The sequence below is a fragment of the Curtobacterium phyllosphaerae genome (assembly GCF_049341865.1).
In the GTDB taxonomy this organism is placed as follows: Bacteria; Actinomycetota; Actinomycetes; order Actinomycetales; family Microbacteriaceae; genus Curtobacterium; species Curtobacterium phyllosphaerae.
Window position 1 is genome coordinate 358,839 of the sequence record NZ_JBMPIU010000005.1, and the last position, 15,566, is coordinate 374,404.

Annotated in this window: 14 protein-coding genes; 10 read left to right on the forward strand and 4 right to left on the reverse strand. The window is 71.8% G+C overall.

Annotated features, from left to right (window positions below):
- Positions 1-13 precede the first annotated feature (13 nt).
- A complete protein-coding gene (locus ACO0E0_RS11640; protein ID WP_422871568.1) occupies positions 14-853 on the forward strand; it encodes an undecaprenyl-diphosphate phosphatase in 840 nt (279 codons plus the stop codon).
- Entirely contained in the window at positions 850-2,103 is a 1,254-nt protein-coding gene (gene mshC, locus ACO0E0_RS11645) for a cysteine--1-D-myo-inosityl 2-amino-2-deoxy-alpha-D-glucopyranoside ligase (protein ID WP_422871569.1), read from the forward strand. Before ACO0E0_RS11640 ends, mshC begins: the two co-directional genes overlap by 4 nt.
- Positions 2,104-2,208: 105 nt before the next feature.
- Here the strand turns inward: mshC and ACO0E0_RS11650 are convergent, their stop codons facing one another.
- Positions 2,209-3,147, reverse strand: coding sequence for a proteasome assembly chaperone family protein (locus tag ACO0E0_RS11650; RefSeq protein ID WP_422871570.1), 939 nt, complete (start codon positions 3,145-3,147; stop codon positions 2,209-2,211).
- Between the two features lie 93 nt (positions 3,148-3,240).
- Between ACO0E0_RS11650 and ACO0E0_RS11655 the strand changes: the two genes are divergently transcribed.
- The 8 genes from ACO0E0_RS11655 to lnt are packed head-to-tail and all read left to right on the forward strand — an operon-like array spanning position 3,241 to position 13,243.
- A complete protein-coding gene (locus tag ACO0E0_RS11655; RefSeq protein ID WP_422871571.1) occupies positions 3,241-3,957 on the forward strand; it encodes an HAD family hydrolase in 717 nt (238 codons plus the stop codon).
- Positions 3,954-4,994, forward strand: coding sequence for a tRNA (adenine-N1)-methyltransferase (locus tag ACO0E0_RS11660; RefSeq protein ID WP_422871572.1), 1,041 nt, complete (start codon positions 3,954-3,956; stop codon positions 4,992-4,994). Before ACO0E0_RS11655 ends, ACO0E0_RS11660 begins: the two co-directional genes overlap by 4 nt.
- Before the next feature lie 60 nt (positions 4,995-5,054).
- Entirely contained in the window at positions 5,055-5,963 is a 909-nt protein-coding gene (locus ACO0E0_RS11665; protein WP_422871573.1) for an FKBP-type peptidyl-prolyl cis-trans isomerase, read from the forward strand.
- A gap of 37 nt (positions 5,964-6,000) precedes the next feature.
- Complete coding sequence (locus ACO0E0_RS11670; protein ID WP_422871574.1) at positions 6,001-7,173, forward strand: helix-turn-helix transcriptional regulator; 1,173 nt, start codon at positions 6,001-6,003, stop codon at positions 7,171-7,173.
- Positions 7,166-8,155 carry a helix-turn-helix transcriptional regulator gene (locus ACO0E0_RS11675; protein ID WP_422871575.1) on the forward strand — a complete coding sequence of 330 codons (990 nt, stop codon included), beginning with the start codon at positions 7,166-7,168 and terminating at the stop codon, positions 8,153-8,155. The genes ACO0E0_RS11670 and ACO0E0_RS11675 overlap by 8 nt, the downstream gene beginning before the upstream one ends.
- A 14-nt stretch (positions 8,156-8,169) precedes the next feature.
- Positions 8,170-9,000, forward strand: a complete 831-nt coding sequence (gene tatC / locus ACO0E0_RS11680; protein WP_422871576.1) for a twin-arginine translocase subunit TatC — start codon at positions 8,170-8,172, stop codon at positions 8,998-9,000.
- Positions 9,001-9,015: 15 nt separating this feature from the next.
- The gene (locus ACO0E0_RS11685) at positions 9,016-11,538 is read left to right on the forward strand and encodes a DEAD/DEAH box helicase (RefSeq protein ID WP_422871577.1); all 2,523 of its coding nucleotides are present in this window, start codon (positions 9,016-9,018) and stop codon (positions 11,536-11,538) included.
- Positions 11,539-11,575: 37 nt separating this feature from the next.
- Entirely contained in the window at positions 11,576-13,243 is a 1,668-nt protein-coding gene (gene lnt, locus ACO0E0_RS11690) for an apolipoprotein N-acyltransferase (protein WP_422871578.1), read from the forward strand.
- A gap of 54 nt (positions 13,244-13,297) precedes the next feature.
- Here the strand turns inward: lnt and ACO0E0_RS11695 are convergent, their stop codons facing one another.
- The 3 genes from ACO0E0_RS11695 to ACO0E0_RS11705 form a co-directional block, all read right to left on the reverse strand.
- Positions 13,298-13,663 (reverse strand): RNA polymerase-binding protein RbpA, encoded by a 366-nt coding sequence (locus ACO0E0_RS11695; RefSeq protein WP_422871579.1) that lies wholly within the window; start codon positions 13,661-13,663, stop codon positions 13,298-13,300.
- A gap of 175 nt (positions 13,664-13,838) precedes the next feature.
- A complete protein-coding gene (locus ACO0E0_RS11700) occupies positions 13,839-15,050 on the reverse strand; it encodes an SPFH domain-containing protein (RefSeq protein WP_422871580.1) in 1,212 nt (403 codons plus the stop codon).
- Entirely contained in the window at positions 15,047-15,538 is a 492-nt protein-coding gene (locus ACO0E0_RS11705; RefSeq protein WP_422871581.1) for an NfeD family protein, read from the reverse strand. The genes ACO0E0_RS11700 and ACO0E0_RS11705 overlap by 4 nt, the downstream gene beginning before the upstream one ends.
- Positions 15,539-15,566 lie beyond the last annotated feature (28 nt).

The following is a 15,566-nucleotide window of genomic DNA, read 5'->3' on the forward strand; positions in this document are numbered from 1 at the left end:
CGAGAACGGTCCGATGCACTTCCTCGAAGCACTGTTCCTCGGCCTCGTCCAGGGGCTCACCGAGTTCCTGCCCGTCTCCTCGAGCGCCCACCTGCGCATCGTCGGCCTGTTCCTGCCCGATGCACGGGACCCGGGTGCGGCCTTCACCGCCATCACCCAGCTCGGGACCGAGACCGCGGTCCTGATCTACTTCTTACGCGACATCACCAGGATCGTCGGGCGGTGGTTCCGGTCCCTCCGACCGAGGAGCGCGACCGGCGTGCCCCGCGACGACCCCGATGCGCGTCTCGGCTGGCTCGTCATCATCGGCACGGTGCCGATCGGCATCGTCGGGTTCCTGCTGCAGGACGCGATCACCACGACGTTCCGCTCGCTCTGGATCGTCGCGACGGTCCTCATCGTGTTCGGCGTCGTGCTCGGGGTGGTCGACCGCCTCGGCCGCAAGGAACTCCGCATCGACCAGATGACCTTCGGCAGCGGGATCGCGGTCGGCGTCGCGCAGGTGCTCGCGCTCGTGCCCGGCGTCTCCCGGTCCGGTGCGACGGTGAGCATGGGCATGGCGCTCGGCTACACCCGCGAAGCCGCGAGCCGGTTCGCGTTCCTGCTCGCCGTCCCCGCGGTCTTCGTCTCCGGCCTGTTCGAGCTCGTCACGAGCCTCGACGACCCGCGCCCAGTGTTCTCGCTCGCCGAGACCGGAGCCGCGACCGTGGTGGCGTTCGTCGTCGGGTTCGTCGTCATCGCCGCGTTCATGAACTACATCTCGAAGCGGAGCTTCATGCCGTTCGTCGTCTACCGGGTCCTGCTCGGCATCGTGCTCATCGTGCTGCTGTCGCTCGGGGTGGTGTCCGTATGAGGTCCTGGCCCACGCCGACTGTCCCGGACGTCCCCGGCACCGCACCCCGCGCACGCGTTCACGACACCGCCTCCGGGCACCCGATCGACCCGACGGCGGGGGAGGACCGCGCGACGCTCTACGTCTGCGGCATCACGCCCTACGACGCCACTCACCTCGGGCATGCCGCGACCTACCTGGCGTTCGACACGCTCGGGCGCGTGTGGCGGGACGCCGGGCTCGACGTCGAGTACGCCCAGAACGCCACGGACGTCGACGACCCGCTCCTCGAGCGCGCGGCCGCGACCGGTGTCGACTGGCGGGACCTCGCGGCGTCGCAGATCGAGCTGTTCCGTCGCGACATGGCGGCGCTCCGGATCATCCCGCCGGACTCGTACGTCGCGGTGACGGACGAGGTCGAGCGGATCGCCGAGGCCGTCGCGTACCTCGAGCGGAACGGGCACGGCTACCGGGTCCCGACACCGGACAGCGCCGCCGGGGACGACGTCTACTTCGACGTCCAGCGGGCGACGGACCACTGGACGCTCGGCGACGAGAGCCGCCTCGACCGCGCGACGATGCTCGCGCTGTCCGCCGAGCGCGGCGGCGACCCGGACCGCGTCGGCAAGCGCGACCCGCTCGACCCCCTCCTCTGGCGCGCCGCCCGCGCCGACGAGCCGAGCTGGGACACGGTCCTCGGCGCCGGGCGTCCCGGCTGGCACATCGAGTGCAGCGTCATCGCCGGGGACCGCCTCGGCGCGCCGATCAGCGTGCAGGGCGGCGGGAGCGACCTCGTGTTCCCGCACCACGAGATGAGCGCCGGACACACCGCGGCACTGGCCCACGCCCCGCTCGCGAACGGGTACGTGCACACCGGGATGATCGCCTACCAGGGCACGAAGATCTCGAAGTCCCTCGGGAACCTCGTGACGGTCCGCGGCCTCCTCGACGGCGGCGCGGATCCACGGGCGATCCGGCTGGCGCTGCTGTCGCACCGGTACTCCGACGACTGGGAGTGGTTCGACTCGGAGCTGTCGAGCGCCGTGCTCCGTCTCGCCGCCTGGGACGCGTGGGCGGCGGTGGCGGACGCACCCGTCGACGAGGACGACGAGAGCGACGCGACCCTCGCCCGCATCCGGGAGCGGGTCGCCGACGACCTCGACACCCCGGGTGCGATCGCCGCGGTCGACACCGCGATCGCGGCGGGGGAGCACTGCACGCCGGCCGTCGTGGACCTGGTGGACGCGCTGCTCGGCGTCCGCACCGGCTGACCGCAGCCGGCGTCCGCACCGGCTGACCGCAGCCGGCGTCCGTGACGCGGGTCGCGCCTCCAGACCGTCGCCGGACGGGAGGCGTTGCTGACGCGAGCCGGGGCGCTAGGCGGACGGCGGACGCCAGGGGCCGTCGCCCGCGGGGCCCGGCTGACCGTCCTTGCCGTCCTTGCCGTCCCGCTTCCGCAGGTACTGCTCGAACTCCTGGGCGATCGCCTCACCGCTGGCCTCGGGCGAGTCGACCGTGTCGCGCGCCTGCTCGAGCTGCGTGATGTACCCGGCCATGTCCTCGTCGTCCGCGGCGAGGGCGTCGATGCCCTCCTCCCACGACGAGGCGTCGTCGAGGAGGGTGCCCCGGGGGACCGTGACGTCGGTGAGCTCCTCGATCTTGTCGAGCAGTGCGAGGGTCGCCTTCGGTGAGGGCGCGTTGTGGACGTAGTGCGGGACCGAGGCCCAGAGCGACAGCGTCGGGAGTCCCGCGCGCTCCATGGCGTCGGACAGGACGCTGAGGATCCCGACCGGGCCCTCGTACGAGGAGCGGTCGACCTCGAACGCGGTCCGGACCGAGGCGTTCTCGCTCGAGACGAACACCGAGATCGGACGGGTGTGCGGGACGTCGGCGAGCATCGCGCCGACGAAGACCACCGCGTCGATCGCGTGCACGTCCACCAGGTCGATGACCTCGGCGGTGAACCCCCGCCACGTCCGGGACGGCTCCGGCCCGACGAGCACGTAGACCTCGCGGTTCGTCGTGCCACCGGTCGCACTGAGCGTCGGGGCCGCGCCGGTCGTCCCCGCGGCCGGACCGTGCAGGACGATCCGCGGCCACTGGATGCCGCGCACCCCGTCGTCGTCGGAGCCGACGTTCGGGCGGTTGAACTGGAAGTCGACGTAGCGCTCCCCGTCGAGTTCCCGGAGCTCGACCAGGTCGAGGGCCTCGACGATCCGCCGCGCGAGTCCGCTCGCGGCCTCGCCCGCGTCGTTCCAGCCCTCGAACGCGACGACGAGCAGTCGGCCGTCGTCGAAGGGGGAATGCTGTGGCACGGAGGGGGCCTTCCGGTCGGACGCACGACCGCGGAACCCCGCGGTCGTCGAGACCACAATAGGACCCCGTGGTGCCGGGTAGACTCGACGCCCGTGACTTCGCAACCGCCGGCACCCGTGTCCGCCCCAGCCCCAGCGTCCGACGCCCGCGGTGCACAGCGGCTGCCCGCGGCCGTGCTCTGGGACATGGACGGCACCCTCGTCGACACGGAGCCGATCTGGCAGGCGTCGCAGGTCGAGCTCACCGCGCAGCACGGAGCCCACTGGACCCACGAGGACGGCATGGCCCTCGTCGGCAGCGGCCTGGAGCGGTCCGGCGAGATCCTCCGCGAGCACGGTGTCGACATGGAGGTCGAGGACATCATCCAGTGGATGACGACCTACGTCCTCGAGCACATGTCGGACGAGATGCCCTGGCGCCCCGGTGCCCGCGAGCTCGTCGAGGAACTGCATGATCGCGGCGTCCCGACGGCCCTCGTGACGATGTCCCGCCGCCGGATGGCGCTCTCCGCGGCCGACGCGCTCGGTGCGCGAGGCTTCCGGGTCGTCGTCGCCGGTGACGACGTCGAGCACGCCAAGCCGCACCCGGAGGCCTACCTCGCCGCCGCCGCCCAGCTCGGTGTCGCCCCCGAGGACTGCATCGCGATCGAGGACTCGCCGACCGGGCTGGCCGCCGCCGCGGCATCGGGCGCGTTCACCGTTGGCGTCGAGCACGTCGTCCCGCTCGACGGCGCGCCCGGCGACGTCCACCTGCGCTCCCTCGCCGGCATCGACGTCGACGCCCTGGCCGCCCTGGCGGTGGCACGATGACCGGACTCGACGACGTCGGGACCGCCGCGCACGCCGGTGCTCCGCTCCGTGGCCCGTTCCGTGCGGGCGACCGCGTCCAGCTCACCGGCCCGAAGGGCAAGCTCGTCACGCTGTCGCTCCTCCCGGGCGGCGAGTACCACACCCACCGCGGCGTCCTCCGGCACGACGACGTCATCGGACGGTCCGACGGCTCGATCGTCACGGCGACGACGGGGGACGAGTACCTCGCGCTCCGTCCGCTGCTCAACGACTACGTCATGTCGATGCCCCGCGGCGCGGCGATCGTCTACCCGAAGGACGCCGCCCAGATCATCGCGTTCGCGGACGTCTTCCCCGGTGCCCGCGTCGTGGAGGCCGGGGTCGGGTCCGGCGCGCTGTCCCTGTTCCTGCTCCGGGCGATCGGCCCGCAGGGGTTCCTCCAGTCGTTCGAGCGCCGCGACGAGTTCGCCGACATCGCGCGCGCGAACGTCGCGACGTTCCTCGGCGGCAACCCGGAGAACTGGTCGGTCACCGTGGGCGACCTCGTCGAGACGCTGCCGACCGCAGCCGAGCCGGGCAGTGTCGACCGTGTCGTGCTCGACATGCTCGCACCATGGGAATGCGTCGACGTCGCCGCGGACGCGCTGATGCCAGGCGGACTCGTCGTCTGCTACGTCGCCACCGTCACGCAGCTGTCCCGCGTCTGCGAGGCGATCCGCGACACCGGCCGCTACACCGACCCCGACCCGAGCGAGACCCTGGTGCGCGGCTGGCACGTCGAGGGCCTCGCCGTGCGACCGGACCACCGCATGGTCGGACACACCGGGTTCCTCGTCACCGCACGTCGCCTGGCGGACGGTTCGGTGCTCCCGAACCTCAAGCGCCGTCGCACCAAGGCCGAGTTCGCCGACGAGGACGTCGAGATCTGGACCCCCGGCGCCGTGGGCGACCGCGCCACGAGCGACAAGAAGCTCCGGAAGGTCGCGCGCCAGGCCGCTGCACAGGCTCGCAGGGTCGCCGGGGCCGAAGCGGACGAGACGCCGGACGAGTCCCGCTAGGCTTTCCGGAGCGTCCGTGCGCAGACGCCCCGTGGCAACACCCAGTAGAAGAGAGGGTCCGTGCGAACCATCCCCGCACTCCTGGTCACCGTCGGTCTCGTGGCGTCACTCACCGCGTGCGCGTCGGGGTCGGCGTCCGCGGGCGGTTGCGTCGCCCCCACCCCCGGTGCCGCCTCGGAGGCCGTGAGCGCGTCCGGCAAGCTCGGCAGCAAGCCGAAGGTGTCGGTCCCGTCGCCCCTCACGACGAACCGGACCCAGGTCTCGGTGCTCGAGCAGGGGGGCGGGCGTGTGCTGACCGACGGCTCGCCCGCGGTGATCGAGTACAGCGTCTACGACGGCGCCACCGGCAAGTCCGTCCAGACGAGCGGGTACTCCGGCACCACCGCGCCGGTCACGGTCGGGTCGAAGAACGCCGGCGCGCTCGGCAAGGCGCTCGAGTGCGCTCGGGTCGGCGACCGCCTCTCGATCGTCATCACGAAGCAGGCGTTGCAGAGCGGGTCCTCGACGTCCGGGCGACAGCAGGACGCGGCCGTCATCGTCGCGGACGTCGTCGACGGCTTCGCGTCCCGCGCCACCGGCCACCCGCTCATCGGTCCGGACGACATGCCGGCCGTCGTCCTGGCGCCGAACGGTGCGCCGGGCATCACCGTGCCGTCGACCGCCGCACCGAAGCAGGACTCCACCCACCTGCTCCGCAAGGGCTCCGGCCGCGAGCTCACCCGGGCGGACACGGCCGTCGTCAAGTACACCGCTGTGAACTGGGGCGCGAACTCGACGGTGGCCGGGTCGAGCTGGACCGACGGTTCGGGGTCCGTGACGGTGCCGCTCGCCAAGGGCGGACAGATCTCGTCGGCCATCACCGGAGCGCTCGTCGGCACCCAGGTCGGCGACCAGGTCCTCGCGATCATCACCCAGCAGGGGACCACGTACGCGTACGTGTTCGACGTGCTGGGCACGATGCCCCGCTGAGCCGAGCACCCTCCGGAACTGCCGTAGGATCGGGCCTGTGCCAGCGACTCGAGTTCCCCGCGTCCCGGCGGAGGAACGGCTGTTCAGCCTCGTGCTCGCACTGCTCTCCACGGAGACCGGGCTGACGAAGTCGGAGATCCTGGCGAACGTGCAGGGCTACCGCCAGCGGTACGCGACGGGCGGTGACAACGCCTCGCTCGAGCGCCAGTTCGAGCGCGACAAGGACGACGTCCGCGAGCTCGGCATCCCGCTCGAGACCATCGAGACCCCGGGGTCGTCCGGCAACAACCAGACGCTCCGCTACCGGATCCCGAAGGGCGAGTACGACCTCCCCGAGGACGTCCGGTTCACCCCGGACGAGTCGGCGCTGCTCTCGCTCGCCGCGATGGCGTGGCGCGAGGGCGCGCTCTCCGCGGACTCCCGTCGCGCGCTCCTCAAGATCCGGTCCGTCGGCGCCACCGCCGGCGACGTCGTCGAGCGCACCGACGACCCGGCCGCCGACAGCCGCGCGGTGGAGGCCTACGCCCCCCGACTCCGGGCGCGGGACGCGGCCTTCGAACCGCTCCGGAACGCCCTCGACCGGCACGCCGCGGTCCGCTTCGACTACATCACCCCGGGCCAGCACGAGGCCCGCACCCGGCAGCTCGCCCCCCTCGCGCTCGTGCAGCACGGCGGCCGGTGGATGCTCGCCGCGTTCGAGATGGCGACCGGCGGGACGAAGAACTACCTGCTGTCGCGCATCGTCGGCCCGGTCACGACGTTCCAGGTCGGCGAGCACGAACCGCCCGCGGACGCCGGTGCGACCGCACTCGCCGAACTCGACCGGGTGTGGGCCGAGCGCACCGCGACGATCGCCGTCGTGACCGGCTCGGACGCCGCTCGGCGCCTTGCGCGTCGTCGCGACACCACCACCGACGACCGGGGGCGGCTGGTCCTGCACTACGTCGACCCGCAGATCCTCGCCGAGGAGCTCGCGGCCTTCGGACCGGAGCTCTCGGTCGTCGCCCCGACGGACCTCCGCGACCGCGTCACGGCGAGGCTCCGCGCCCTGGTCGCCGACCACTCGACGGACCGGAGGGACACTGCGGGCCCGCAGCGCGCCTCCGGTCCGGCGGACGGCCCGGCCACGCCTTCCACACCGGACGCACCGGACGCACCGGACGCACCGGCGGCGCCGGGCGAGGACGGGACGGAGTCGGCGCATGGCTGAGCAGCCGCTGCAGGCCCAGGACAAGCTCGCGTTCCTGCTGTCCCTCGTGCCGTACCTCATCGACCGGGAACGGGTCTCGGTCGACGAGGCCGCCCGGCACTTCGCCGTGCCGCCGACCCGCATCCGCCGTGCCGTCGAGCTGATCGCGGTGTCCGGGATCCCGGGCGAGACGATGCAGTACCAGCACGGCGACCTGTTCGACATCGCGTGGGACGACTTCGACCAGAACGACATGATCGTGCTGACGAACCTCGTGGCGATCGACGACTCCCCGCGGCTCTCCGCCCGCGAGGCGACGGCGCTCATCGCCGGTCTGCAGTACCTGTCCGGCCTGCCCGAGGCGGGAGACCCGGAGGTGATCCACGCGCTGATGGCCAAGCTCACCCGTGGGGCCGGCGGTGCGGCGAACAACGTCGCCGTCGGCCAGGACCAGCACGACGCCACCCTGTCGGTCGTCCGGCGCGCGATGGCGGCCGGACGCGGGCTGTGCTTCGAGTACGCCGGTCCGCGGGCGCCGACGGGGGAGCGGCGCGTCGACCCGCTCCGCGTCGAGTCGATCGACGCGGACTGGTACCTCCGGGCGTGGGACCTCGACCGCGACGCCCTCCGCACGTTCCGGCTCGACCGGATGTCCACGCCCCGCGTCGACGAACGGGCCGCCACCACCCGGGTCGAGGACGTCGACATGCCCGACACGCTGTTCCAACGGTCGACCGACGACGTCATCGTGACCGTCGAGCTGGACTCGTCGTCGCTGCCGCTCGTGGCCGACTACCTCGCGGACACCGCCGACGAACCCGACGCCTCCGGTCGGGTGCGCATCCGCCTGGCCGCCTCGATGCGGAGCGGGGACGCCTTCGACGGCGTGGTGCGGCTCGTCGCCGGACTCCCGGGCCGCGCGGTGCTCCTCGACCCGCCGGCCGCCCGCGAGGCCGTCCGCGAGTTCGCGCTGGCCGCCCTGGCCGCGTCGTCGGACGCGTGACGTAGGATCGCACCATGGCCTCGACGACCGCGCGCGGGCGCCAGGACCGACCACGACCCAAGGGCGCCGCACAGGGCCCCGAAGGCCGGATGTCGCTCGGGCAGCACCTCACCGAACTGCGCAAACGGCTCTTCCGCGCCGTCATCGCGATCGCAGTGTGCGCCGTGGGCGGGTGGTTCCTCACCCCGTTCGTGCTCGACGAGCTCCGGGCACCGGTCACCGCGCTGGCGAACGCCGGCGGCGGCCACACGGCGGAGCTGAACTTCCCGGTCATCAGCGGCGCGTTCGACCTCCGGCTGCAGATCGCGATCACCATCGGCTTCGTCATCTCGAGCCCGGTGTGGCTGTACCAGATCTGGGCGTTCATCGTCCCGGCCCTGGTCCGCAAGGAGAAGCTCTACGTCGTGGGGTTCCTCGGCACCGCCATCCCGCTGTTCCTCGGCGGCTGCTGGTTCGGCTGGTACGTCCTGCCGCACATCGTCCGGATCCTCGGCAGCTTCGTGTCGCACCAGGACACCTCGATCGTCGACGCCAAGGCCTACTACGACTTCACGATCAAGCTGATCCTGGCGGTCGGCATCGCGTTCGTCCTCCCGGTGTTCCTGGTGCTCCTCAACTTCGTCGGGGTGCTCTCCGCCGCCGCCCTCCGCGGCGCCTGGCGCATCGCGATCCTCTGCATCCTGGTCTTCACGGCGATCGTCACGCCGTCCGCCGACGTCGCGTCGATGTTCCTGCTCGCGATCCCGATGACCGTCCTGTACGTCGGTGCCTGCGCCGTCGCGTGGGTGCACGACCGTAGCGTTGCCCGACGCCAGGCGGCGATGGACGCCGAGTACGGCGCCTAGGCACGAGACCCGGACGTGACCGACACCGAACTCACCCCCGCCGCGCGCTTCGCAGCGGCGAAGAACCGTTCCCGTTCGCGGAACCTCGAGCTGTTCCGCGAGGACCTGCGGTTCGACCTCGACCCGTTCCAGACGGCGTCGTGTCTCGCGCTCGACGAGGGCCGGAGCGTCCTCGTCGCCGCACCGACGGGTGCCGGCAAGACCGTCGTCGCCGAGTTCGCGATCTGGATGGCGATGCGGCAGCCGACCGCCAAGGTGTTCTACACGACCCCGATGAAGGCACTGAGCAACCAGAAGTACGCCGAGCTGGTCGACGCCTACGGCGAGTCCGAGGTCGGGCTGCTCACCGGCGACACGAACGTCAACCCGAAGGGCCGCGTCGTCGTGATGACGACCGAGGTGCTCCGGAACATGCTGTACGCGGACTCCGACCTGCTCGACGACCTCGCGTACGTCGTGCTCGACGAAGTGCACTTCCTCGCGGACCGGTTCCGCGGTCCGGTGTGGGAGGAGGTCATCCTCCACCTGCCGAGCGAGGTCCGCCTGGTGTCCCTGAGCGCCACGGTGTCGAACGCCGAGGAGTTCGGCGACTGGCTGCAGACCGTCCGCGGCGACACCGACGTCATCGTGTCCGAGGACCGCCCGGTGCCGCTCGACCAGCACGTCCTCGTCGGCTCGAAGATGGTCGACCTCTTCGACTCCTCGGGTGCCGCAGCGACGAACCGGGTGAACCCCGAGCTGCTCCGACTCGTCGGCGGCGCAAACCGTGCGAGCGGCCGGAACGCCGGCCGCGGCGCCCCTCGCGGTGGTCGGAACGGGCGCGGTGGCCGTGGCTCCTGGGACAACCGCGGTCCGCGGCAGGAGCGGATGCACCGCGAGGGCATCGTCAAGATGCTCGACGACCGGATGCTGCTGCCGGCGATCTTCTTCGTGTTCAGCCGCAACGGCTGCGACCAGGGCGTCCGCCACGTGCTCCGCTCCGGGCTGTCCCTGACGACTGCCGACGAACGCCGCGAGATCCGGGAGACGGCCGAGTACCACTGCCGGACGCTGCACGACGAAGACCTCGCCGTCCTCGGGTACTGGGAGTGGCTCGAAGGCCTGGAGCGCGGTGTCGCTGCCCACCATGCCGGGCTCCTGCCGGCGTTCAAGGAGGTCGTCGAGGACCTCTTCCAACGCAAGCTCGTCAAGGTGGTGTTCGCCACCGAGACCCTCGCGCTCGGCATCAACATGCCGGCGCGGAGCGTGGTGCTCGAGAAGCTCGAGAAGTTCAACGGTGAAGCGCGCGTCCCGATCACCCCGGGGGAGTACACCCAGCTGACGGGCCGCGCCGGACGCCGTGGCATCGACGTCGAGGGGCACTCGGTCATCCAGTGGGTCGACGGGCTCGAGCCACAGGCGGTCGCATCGCTCGCGTCCCGGCGCACCTACCCGCTCAACTCCGCGTTCAAGCCGACGTACAACATGGCCGTGAACCTCATCGAGCAGTTCGGGCGGGAGCGCACCCGGGAGGTCCTCGAGACCTCCTTCGCGCAGTTCCAGGCCGACCGTTCCGTCGTCGACCTCGCACGGAAGGCCCGGTCGCAGCAGGAATCGCTCGACGGTTACCGGGCGTCGATGGAGTGCCACCTCGGCGACTTCACCGAGTACGCCGCACTCCGCCGCGAGCTCTCCGACCTCGAGGGCGCGAGCGTCCCCGGCGGCAAGGGCGCGTCGCACGGCGCCAAGCAGGAGCGCACGCAGGCGATCACCGACGTCCGGCGCCGCATGCAGCGCCACCCCTGCCACGCCTGCCCGGACCGCGAGACGCACGCGCGCTGGGCGGAACGCTGGTACCGGCTCTCCCGCACGACGGACAAGCTGCTGAACCAGATCCGCTCCCGCACCGGGGCCGTCGCGATCGTGTTCGACCGCGTCACCGACGTGTTGCTCGAGCTCGGGTACCTGACGCGCACACCGGCCGATGCGGACGCCGTCGACGGGGAGCCGCGGCCCGGCTCGCAGTCGATCGGGTCGCGGCAGGGCGAGGTCCGTGTCGCCGCCGGAGGCCGTCGTCTGCAGCGGATCTACGGCGACCGCGACCTGCTCGTCGCGGAGTGCCTCGAGGCGGGGATCTGGAACGAGCTCACCGCCCCGCAGCTCGCGGCGATGGCTGCGACCATCGTCTACGAGCCACGCCGCGAAGACGCCCCGGGCACCCAGCACGCGCTGCCCCGTGGCGCGTACCGGCCGGCGCTCGACCAGACGCTCGACATCTGGTCGCGCCTCGACGACATCGAACGGGATGCCCGACTGTCCGGGTCGCTCCCGCCGTCGCCCGGGATCGCGCTCGGCATGTTCCGGTGGGCGTCGGGGTCGGCGCTCGACGACGTCCTCCGGACGCTCGACCTCGCTGCCGGCGACTTCGTCCGGTGGTCCAAGCAGGTCATCGACCTCCTCGACCAGATCCGCGGCGCCGGCGACCCGGCGATCGCGTCGACCGCCGGGCGCGCGGCCGATGCGGTGCGTCGCGGCATCGTCGCCTACGCGGCGGTGTGACCGGATGGTCCCGCCCCCCGACGCCCGGACGCGGGCGGTGACCGACGCGCCGGACGCGCACCGTGCCTCCCGTCCGACCGACCGGACGCGCGCCGCGCGCATCGCCACGAGCGCGACCGACTGGAGGCCCGGCCTCCTCGGTCCCACCGTGCCCGTCCGTCCCCTCCCGCTGTGGCTCGCGTACCCGCTCGCGGTGGCCGCCGGGTTGCTGTTCGACCTCGCGTTCCCCGCGGCCGACGTCTGGTTCCTCGCGTTCCCGGCGATCGGCATCATGCTCGTGACGGTGATGGGGCAGCGGGGGTGGGCGGCGTTCGGGCTCGGGTACGCCGCCGGGGCGTCGTTCTTCCTCGTGGACATCGACTGGGCCGCCCGGTACCTCGGACCGGTGCCGTGGTTGGCACTCGCCCTGTTCGAGGCGGTGTTCTTCGCGATCGGTGGCTGGCTGTTCGCCGTCGCGTACCGGTGGGTGCCGCGGGCGTGGCCGACCGTGGTCGGGCGGGTGTGGCTGCTGCCGGCGGTGGTCGCGGCCCTCTGGACCGGTCGCGAGTGGCTCGGCGGGAACTACCCGTACAACGGCTTCTCCTGGGGGCGGGTCGGCCTCAGCCAGTCGCAGAGTCCGTTCACCCCGCTCGTCGCATGGGTGGGCGTCCTCGGTCTGACGTTCATCGTCGTGTTCCTGGTGGCGTTCGTCCTCGCGCTCGTGCTCGAGGTCGGCGTCCGCCCATTCGTCCGCGTCGCCACCGGGATCGCCGTCGTCGCCCTCGTGCTCGTCGTGCCGGCGTGGCCCGCGACCACGTCCGGGACGATCCGGGTGGAGAGCGTCCAGGGGGACGGGCCCGCGGGGTACTTCGACCGTGCACTGCCGGGCGAGGTCCTCGAGGCGCAGCTCCGCGCCACGAAGCTCGGCGTGCACGGGGTCGACATGGTCGTCTGGCCGGAGGGCTCGGCGGAGTTCGACCCGCGAGTCGACCCGGCACTCGCGACGGCGCTCGACGCCGTGGTGGACCGCACCGGTGCACCGCTCGTCGCCGGGACGATCACCGAGACCCGGTCCGGGCTGTACCACAACACGTCGTTCCTCTGGACGGCGCACGGGTGGCAGGCCTCGTACGACAAGAAGCACCCGGTGCCGTTCGGCGAGTACGTGCCGGACCGGTGGTTCTGGTCCAAGCTCGCGCCGTCGCTCATCGGCCTGATCGGGCGGGACTACACGCCGGGGACGAAGCCGAACACGTTCTCGGTCGGCGGGGTCCGCGCGGGACTGGCGATCTGCTTCGACATCGTCGACGACAAGCTCATCGACGAGATGATGGACGATCCACGGGGTCCGGCGCAGGTGATCCTGGCACAGACGAACAACGCCGACTTCGACGGCACGGACGAGAACCTCCAGCAGCTCGAGATCGCCCGGATGCGCGCGATCGAGACCGGGCGCTCGCTCGTGAACATCTCGACGGTCGGGTCGTCGGCGGTGATCGCGCCGGACGGACGGACCATCGACTCCGTACCCGCCTACACCGCGACGTCGATGATCACGGACGTGCCGCTCGGGACCACCACGACACCTGCCACCGTGATCGGGGCGGGTCTCACGACGATCATCGTCATCGGCGGTGTGCTGGTCCTGCTCGCCGCGGCGCCGTGGCGAGCACGGCGGGCGGAGCGTCCGCGCGCACTCCGCGAACGACCGACGGCCGGCCCCTGAGGGCCGGCCGTCCGGTGTCGCTCGTCGTGCGCAGGTCGCCTGTCCGGGACGGCGTCAGGCGCCGACCTTCTCGGTCCCGCGTCTCGTCCGCAGGACGGTGAGGCGCTCCTCGAGCAGTTCTTCGAGCTCTTCGCGGGAACGTCGTTCGAGCAGCATGTCCCAATGCGTCCGGGGGACCTTGACGTCCTCGTCGGCGACCTCGACGGGCATGCCGTCGTCGCCGAGCAGGACGCCTTCGAGCCCGGAACGCGGGGACGACCAGGTCTGGGGGATCTCGGCATCGGCCGCGAAGACCACGTCGAAGGTCGTGCCCGAGTCCGTCTGGTAGACGGCCCGGGTGCGGTCGGAGAACTCGACGCCCTCCTCGCTCTGGAGGCTCTGGCTCCCCAGACGCATACCGCGGAGACTGCGATCAGCCATGATGTGACTCCTCTCGCATCGCTTACGTGGGTGGCAACCGGACCGACGTCCGGGGTGTTCCCCGAGCCGGTTGTTCACAGTGGGTTCTCAGTCGTGCCGTGTGCGGCCCGGGTCGGGAGGTGGGGCAGCCGCGCGGGGACACGATTGCCCGACCATGCGGGGTGTTCGGAGCCGGTCAGTCCTGCGGTTTGGGCTCGGTGTCACGGTCCGCAGTGCCAGTGGTCTCTGGGAGCGGCGCTCCCGCGAGGTCCGGTGCGACGTCCGGGATCGGCTCCTGGAGCTTGGCGGCGACACTCGCGTCCGATTCGGCGAGCCGGGCGTCGAGGCTCGCGTCCGAGGCGGCGAGACCCGACCCGGGCGTCGTCGTCGCGGTGTCCGACAAGCTCTTGCTCGCGAGCTCGGAGATCCGGTCGATGAGGCTCGCGCCGCCACCGGCGGCACCCGCACCCCCGGCCGTCCCTGGCGTTCCGGGCGTGCCCGCTCCACCCGGATGCGCCGCAGGGCCCTGGACGAACCCGCGGGCGATGCCGGACAGGGCCTCGGTGAACTCGCTCGGGATCATCCAGAGCTTGTTCGCGGTGCCCTGGGCCAGCTTCGGCAGGGTCTGCAGGTACTGGTACGACAGGAGCTTCTCGTCCGGGTCGCCGGCGTGGATCGCGCCGAACACGGTCGCGATGGCCTGGGCCTCGCCCTCGGCCTCGAGCACGCGTGCCTTGGCGTCACCCTCGGCACGGAGGATGGACGACTGGCGCTGGCCTTCCGCCTCGAGGATCTGGGACTGCTTGGTGCCCTCGGCCTGGAGGATCGCCGCGCGGCGGCTGCGCTCGGCGCGGAGCTGCTGCTCCATCGCGTCCTGGATCGACACGGGCGGCTCGATGGCCTTGAGCTCGACGCGGCCGACGCGGATGCCCCACTTGCCCGTGGCCTCGTCGAGGACGATGCGGAGCTGGCCGTTGATGTTGTCCCGGCTGGTCAGGGCCTCTTCGAGGTTGAGGCCACCGACCACGTTCCGGAGCGTGGTGGTCGTGAGCTGCTCGACGGCGCCGAGGTAGTTCGCGATCTCGTAGGTGGCGGCCCGCGCGTCCGTGACCTGGAAGTACACGACCGTGTCGATCGAGACGACGAGGTTGTCCTCGGTGATCACCGGCTGCGGCGGGAACGACACGACCTGCTCGCGCATGTCGATGAGCGGACGGAGGCGGTCGATGAACGGGATGAGGATGTTCAGGCCGGGGGCGAGCGTCTTGTGGTACTTGCCGAGGCGTTCGACGATCCCCGCGGTGGCCTGCGGCACGATCCGGATGGCCTTGGCGAGCACGACGATCACGAAGATGACGACGATGATGATGAGAGCGATGAGCACGATGGTGCCGATCGACGGGGTCATGACGGTGTCCTTTCGGTGGTGCGGACGACGGCAGTCGAGCCCTCGATGGCGGTGACGACGACGTGGGTGCCGAGTGGCGGGGTGCGGTCGACGGGTGTCTCCGGGGCCAGGGCGTCGCCGACGATGCGGGCGCTCCAGGTCTCGCCGTTCGCGAGTCGGACCTGGCCCGGCGCGGTCGAGGTGAACGCGACGGCGACCTTGCCGGGCATCCCGATCAGGCCGTCGACGTTCGTGCGGTGGGGGTCTGCTCCGCGACCGAGCAGCCGGAGGAGTCTCGGTCGGACCAGGGACAACAACAGCAGCGACACGGCGGCCGCGACGACGACGTCGGCCCACCAGGGTGCCCCCAGCAGGGCAGCGACGAGACCGCCCGCGGCGCCGATGGCGAGCATCAGGAAGATGAAGTCGAGCGTGAACACCTCGACGACGACGAGCACGAGCACGAGCGCGATCCAGACGACCACCCATGCCCATTCGGTCCCGGTCATGCGGCCTGCCCCTCTCCTGGTCGGGTCC

Bases quoted from the DNA above. Each gene is read 5' to 3' on its own strand.
- ACO0E0_RS11640 (WP_422871568.1), top strand. From the start codon at position 14: ATGCACTTCCTCGAAGCACTGTTCCTCGGCCTCGTCCAGGGGCTCACC.
- mshC (WP_422871569.1), top strand. From the start codon at position 850: ATGAGGTCCTGGCCCACGCCGACTGTCCCGGACGTCCCCGGCACCGCA.
- ACO0E0_RS11660 (WP_422871572.1), top strand. From the start codon at position 3,954: ATGACCGGACTCGACGACGTCGGGACCGCCGCGCACGCCGGTGCTCCG.
- ACO0E0_RS11675 (WP_422871575.1), top strand. From the start codon at position 7,166: ATGGCTGAGCAGCCGCTGCAGGCCCAGGACAAGCTCGCGTTCCTGCTG.
- tatC (WP_422871576.1), top strand. From the start codon at position 8,170: ATGGCCTCGACGACCGCGCGCGGGCGCCAGGACCGACCACGACCCAAG.
- ACO0E0_RS11695 (WP_422871579.1), bottom strand. From the start codon at position 13,663: ATGGCTGATCGCAGTCTCCGCGGTATGCGTCTGGGGAGCCAGAGCCTC.
- ACO0E0_RS11700 (WP_422871580.1), bottom strand. From the start codon at position 15,050: ATGACCCCGTCGATCGGCACCATCGTGCTCATCGCTCTCATCATCATC.
- ACO0E0_RS11705 (WP_422871581.1), bottom strand. From the start codon at position 15,538: ATGACCGGGACCGAATGGGCATGGGTGGTCGTCTGGATCGCGCTCGTG.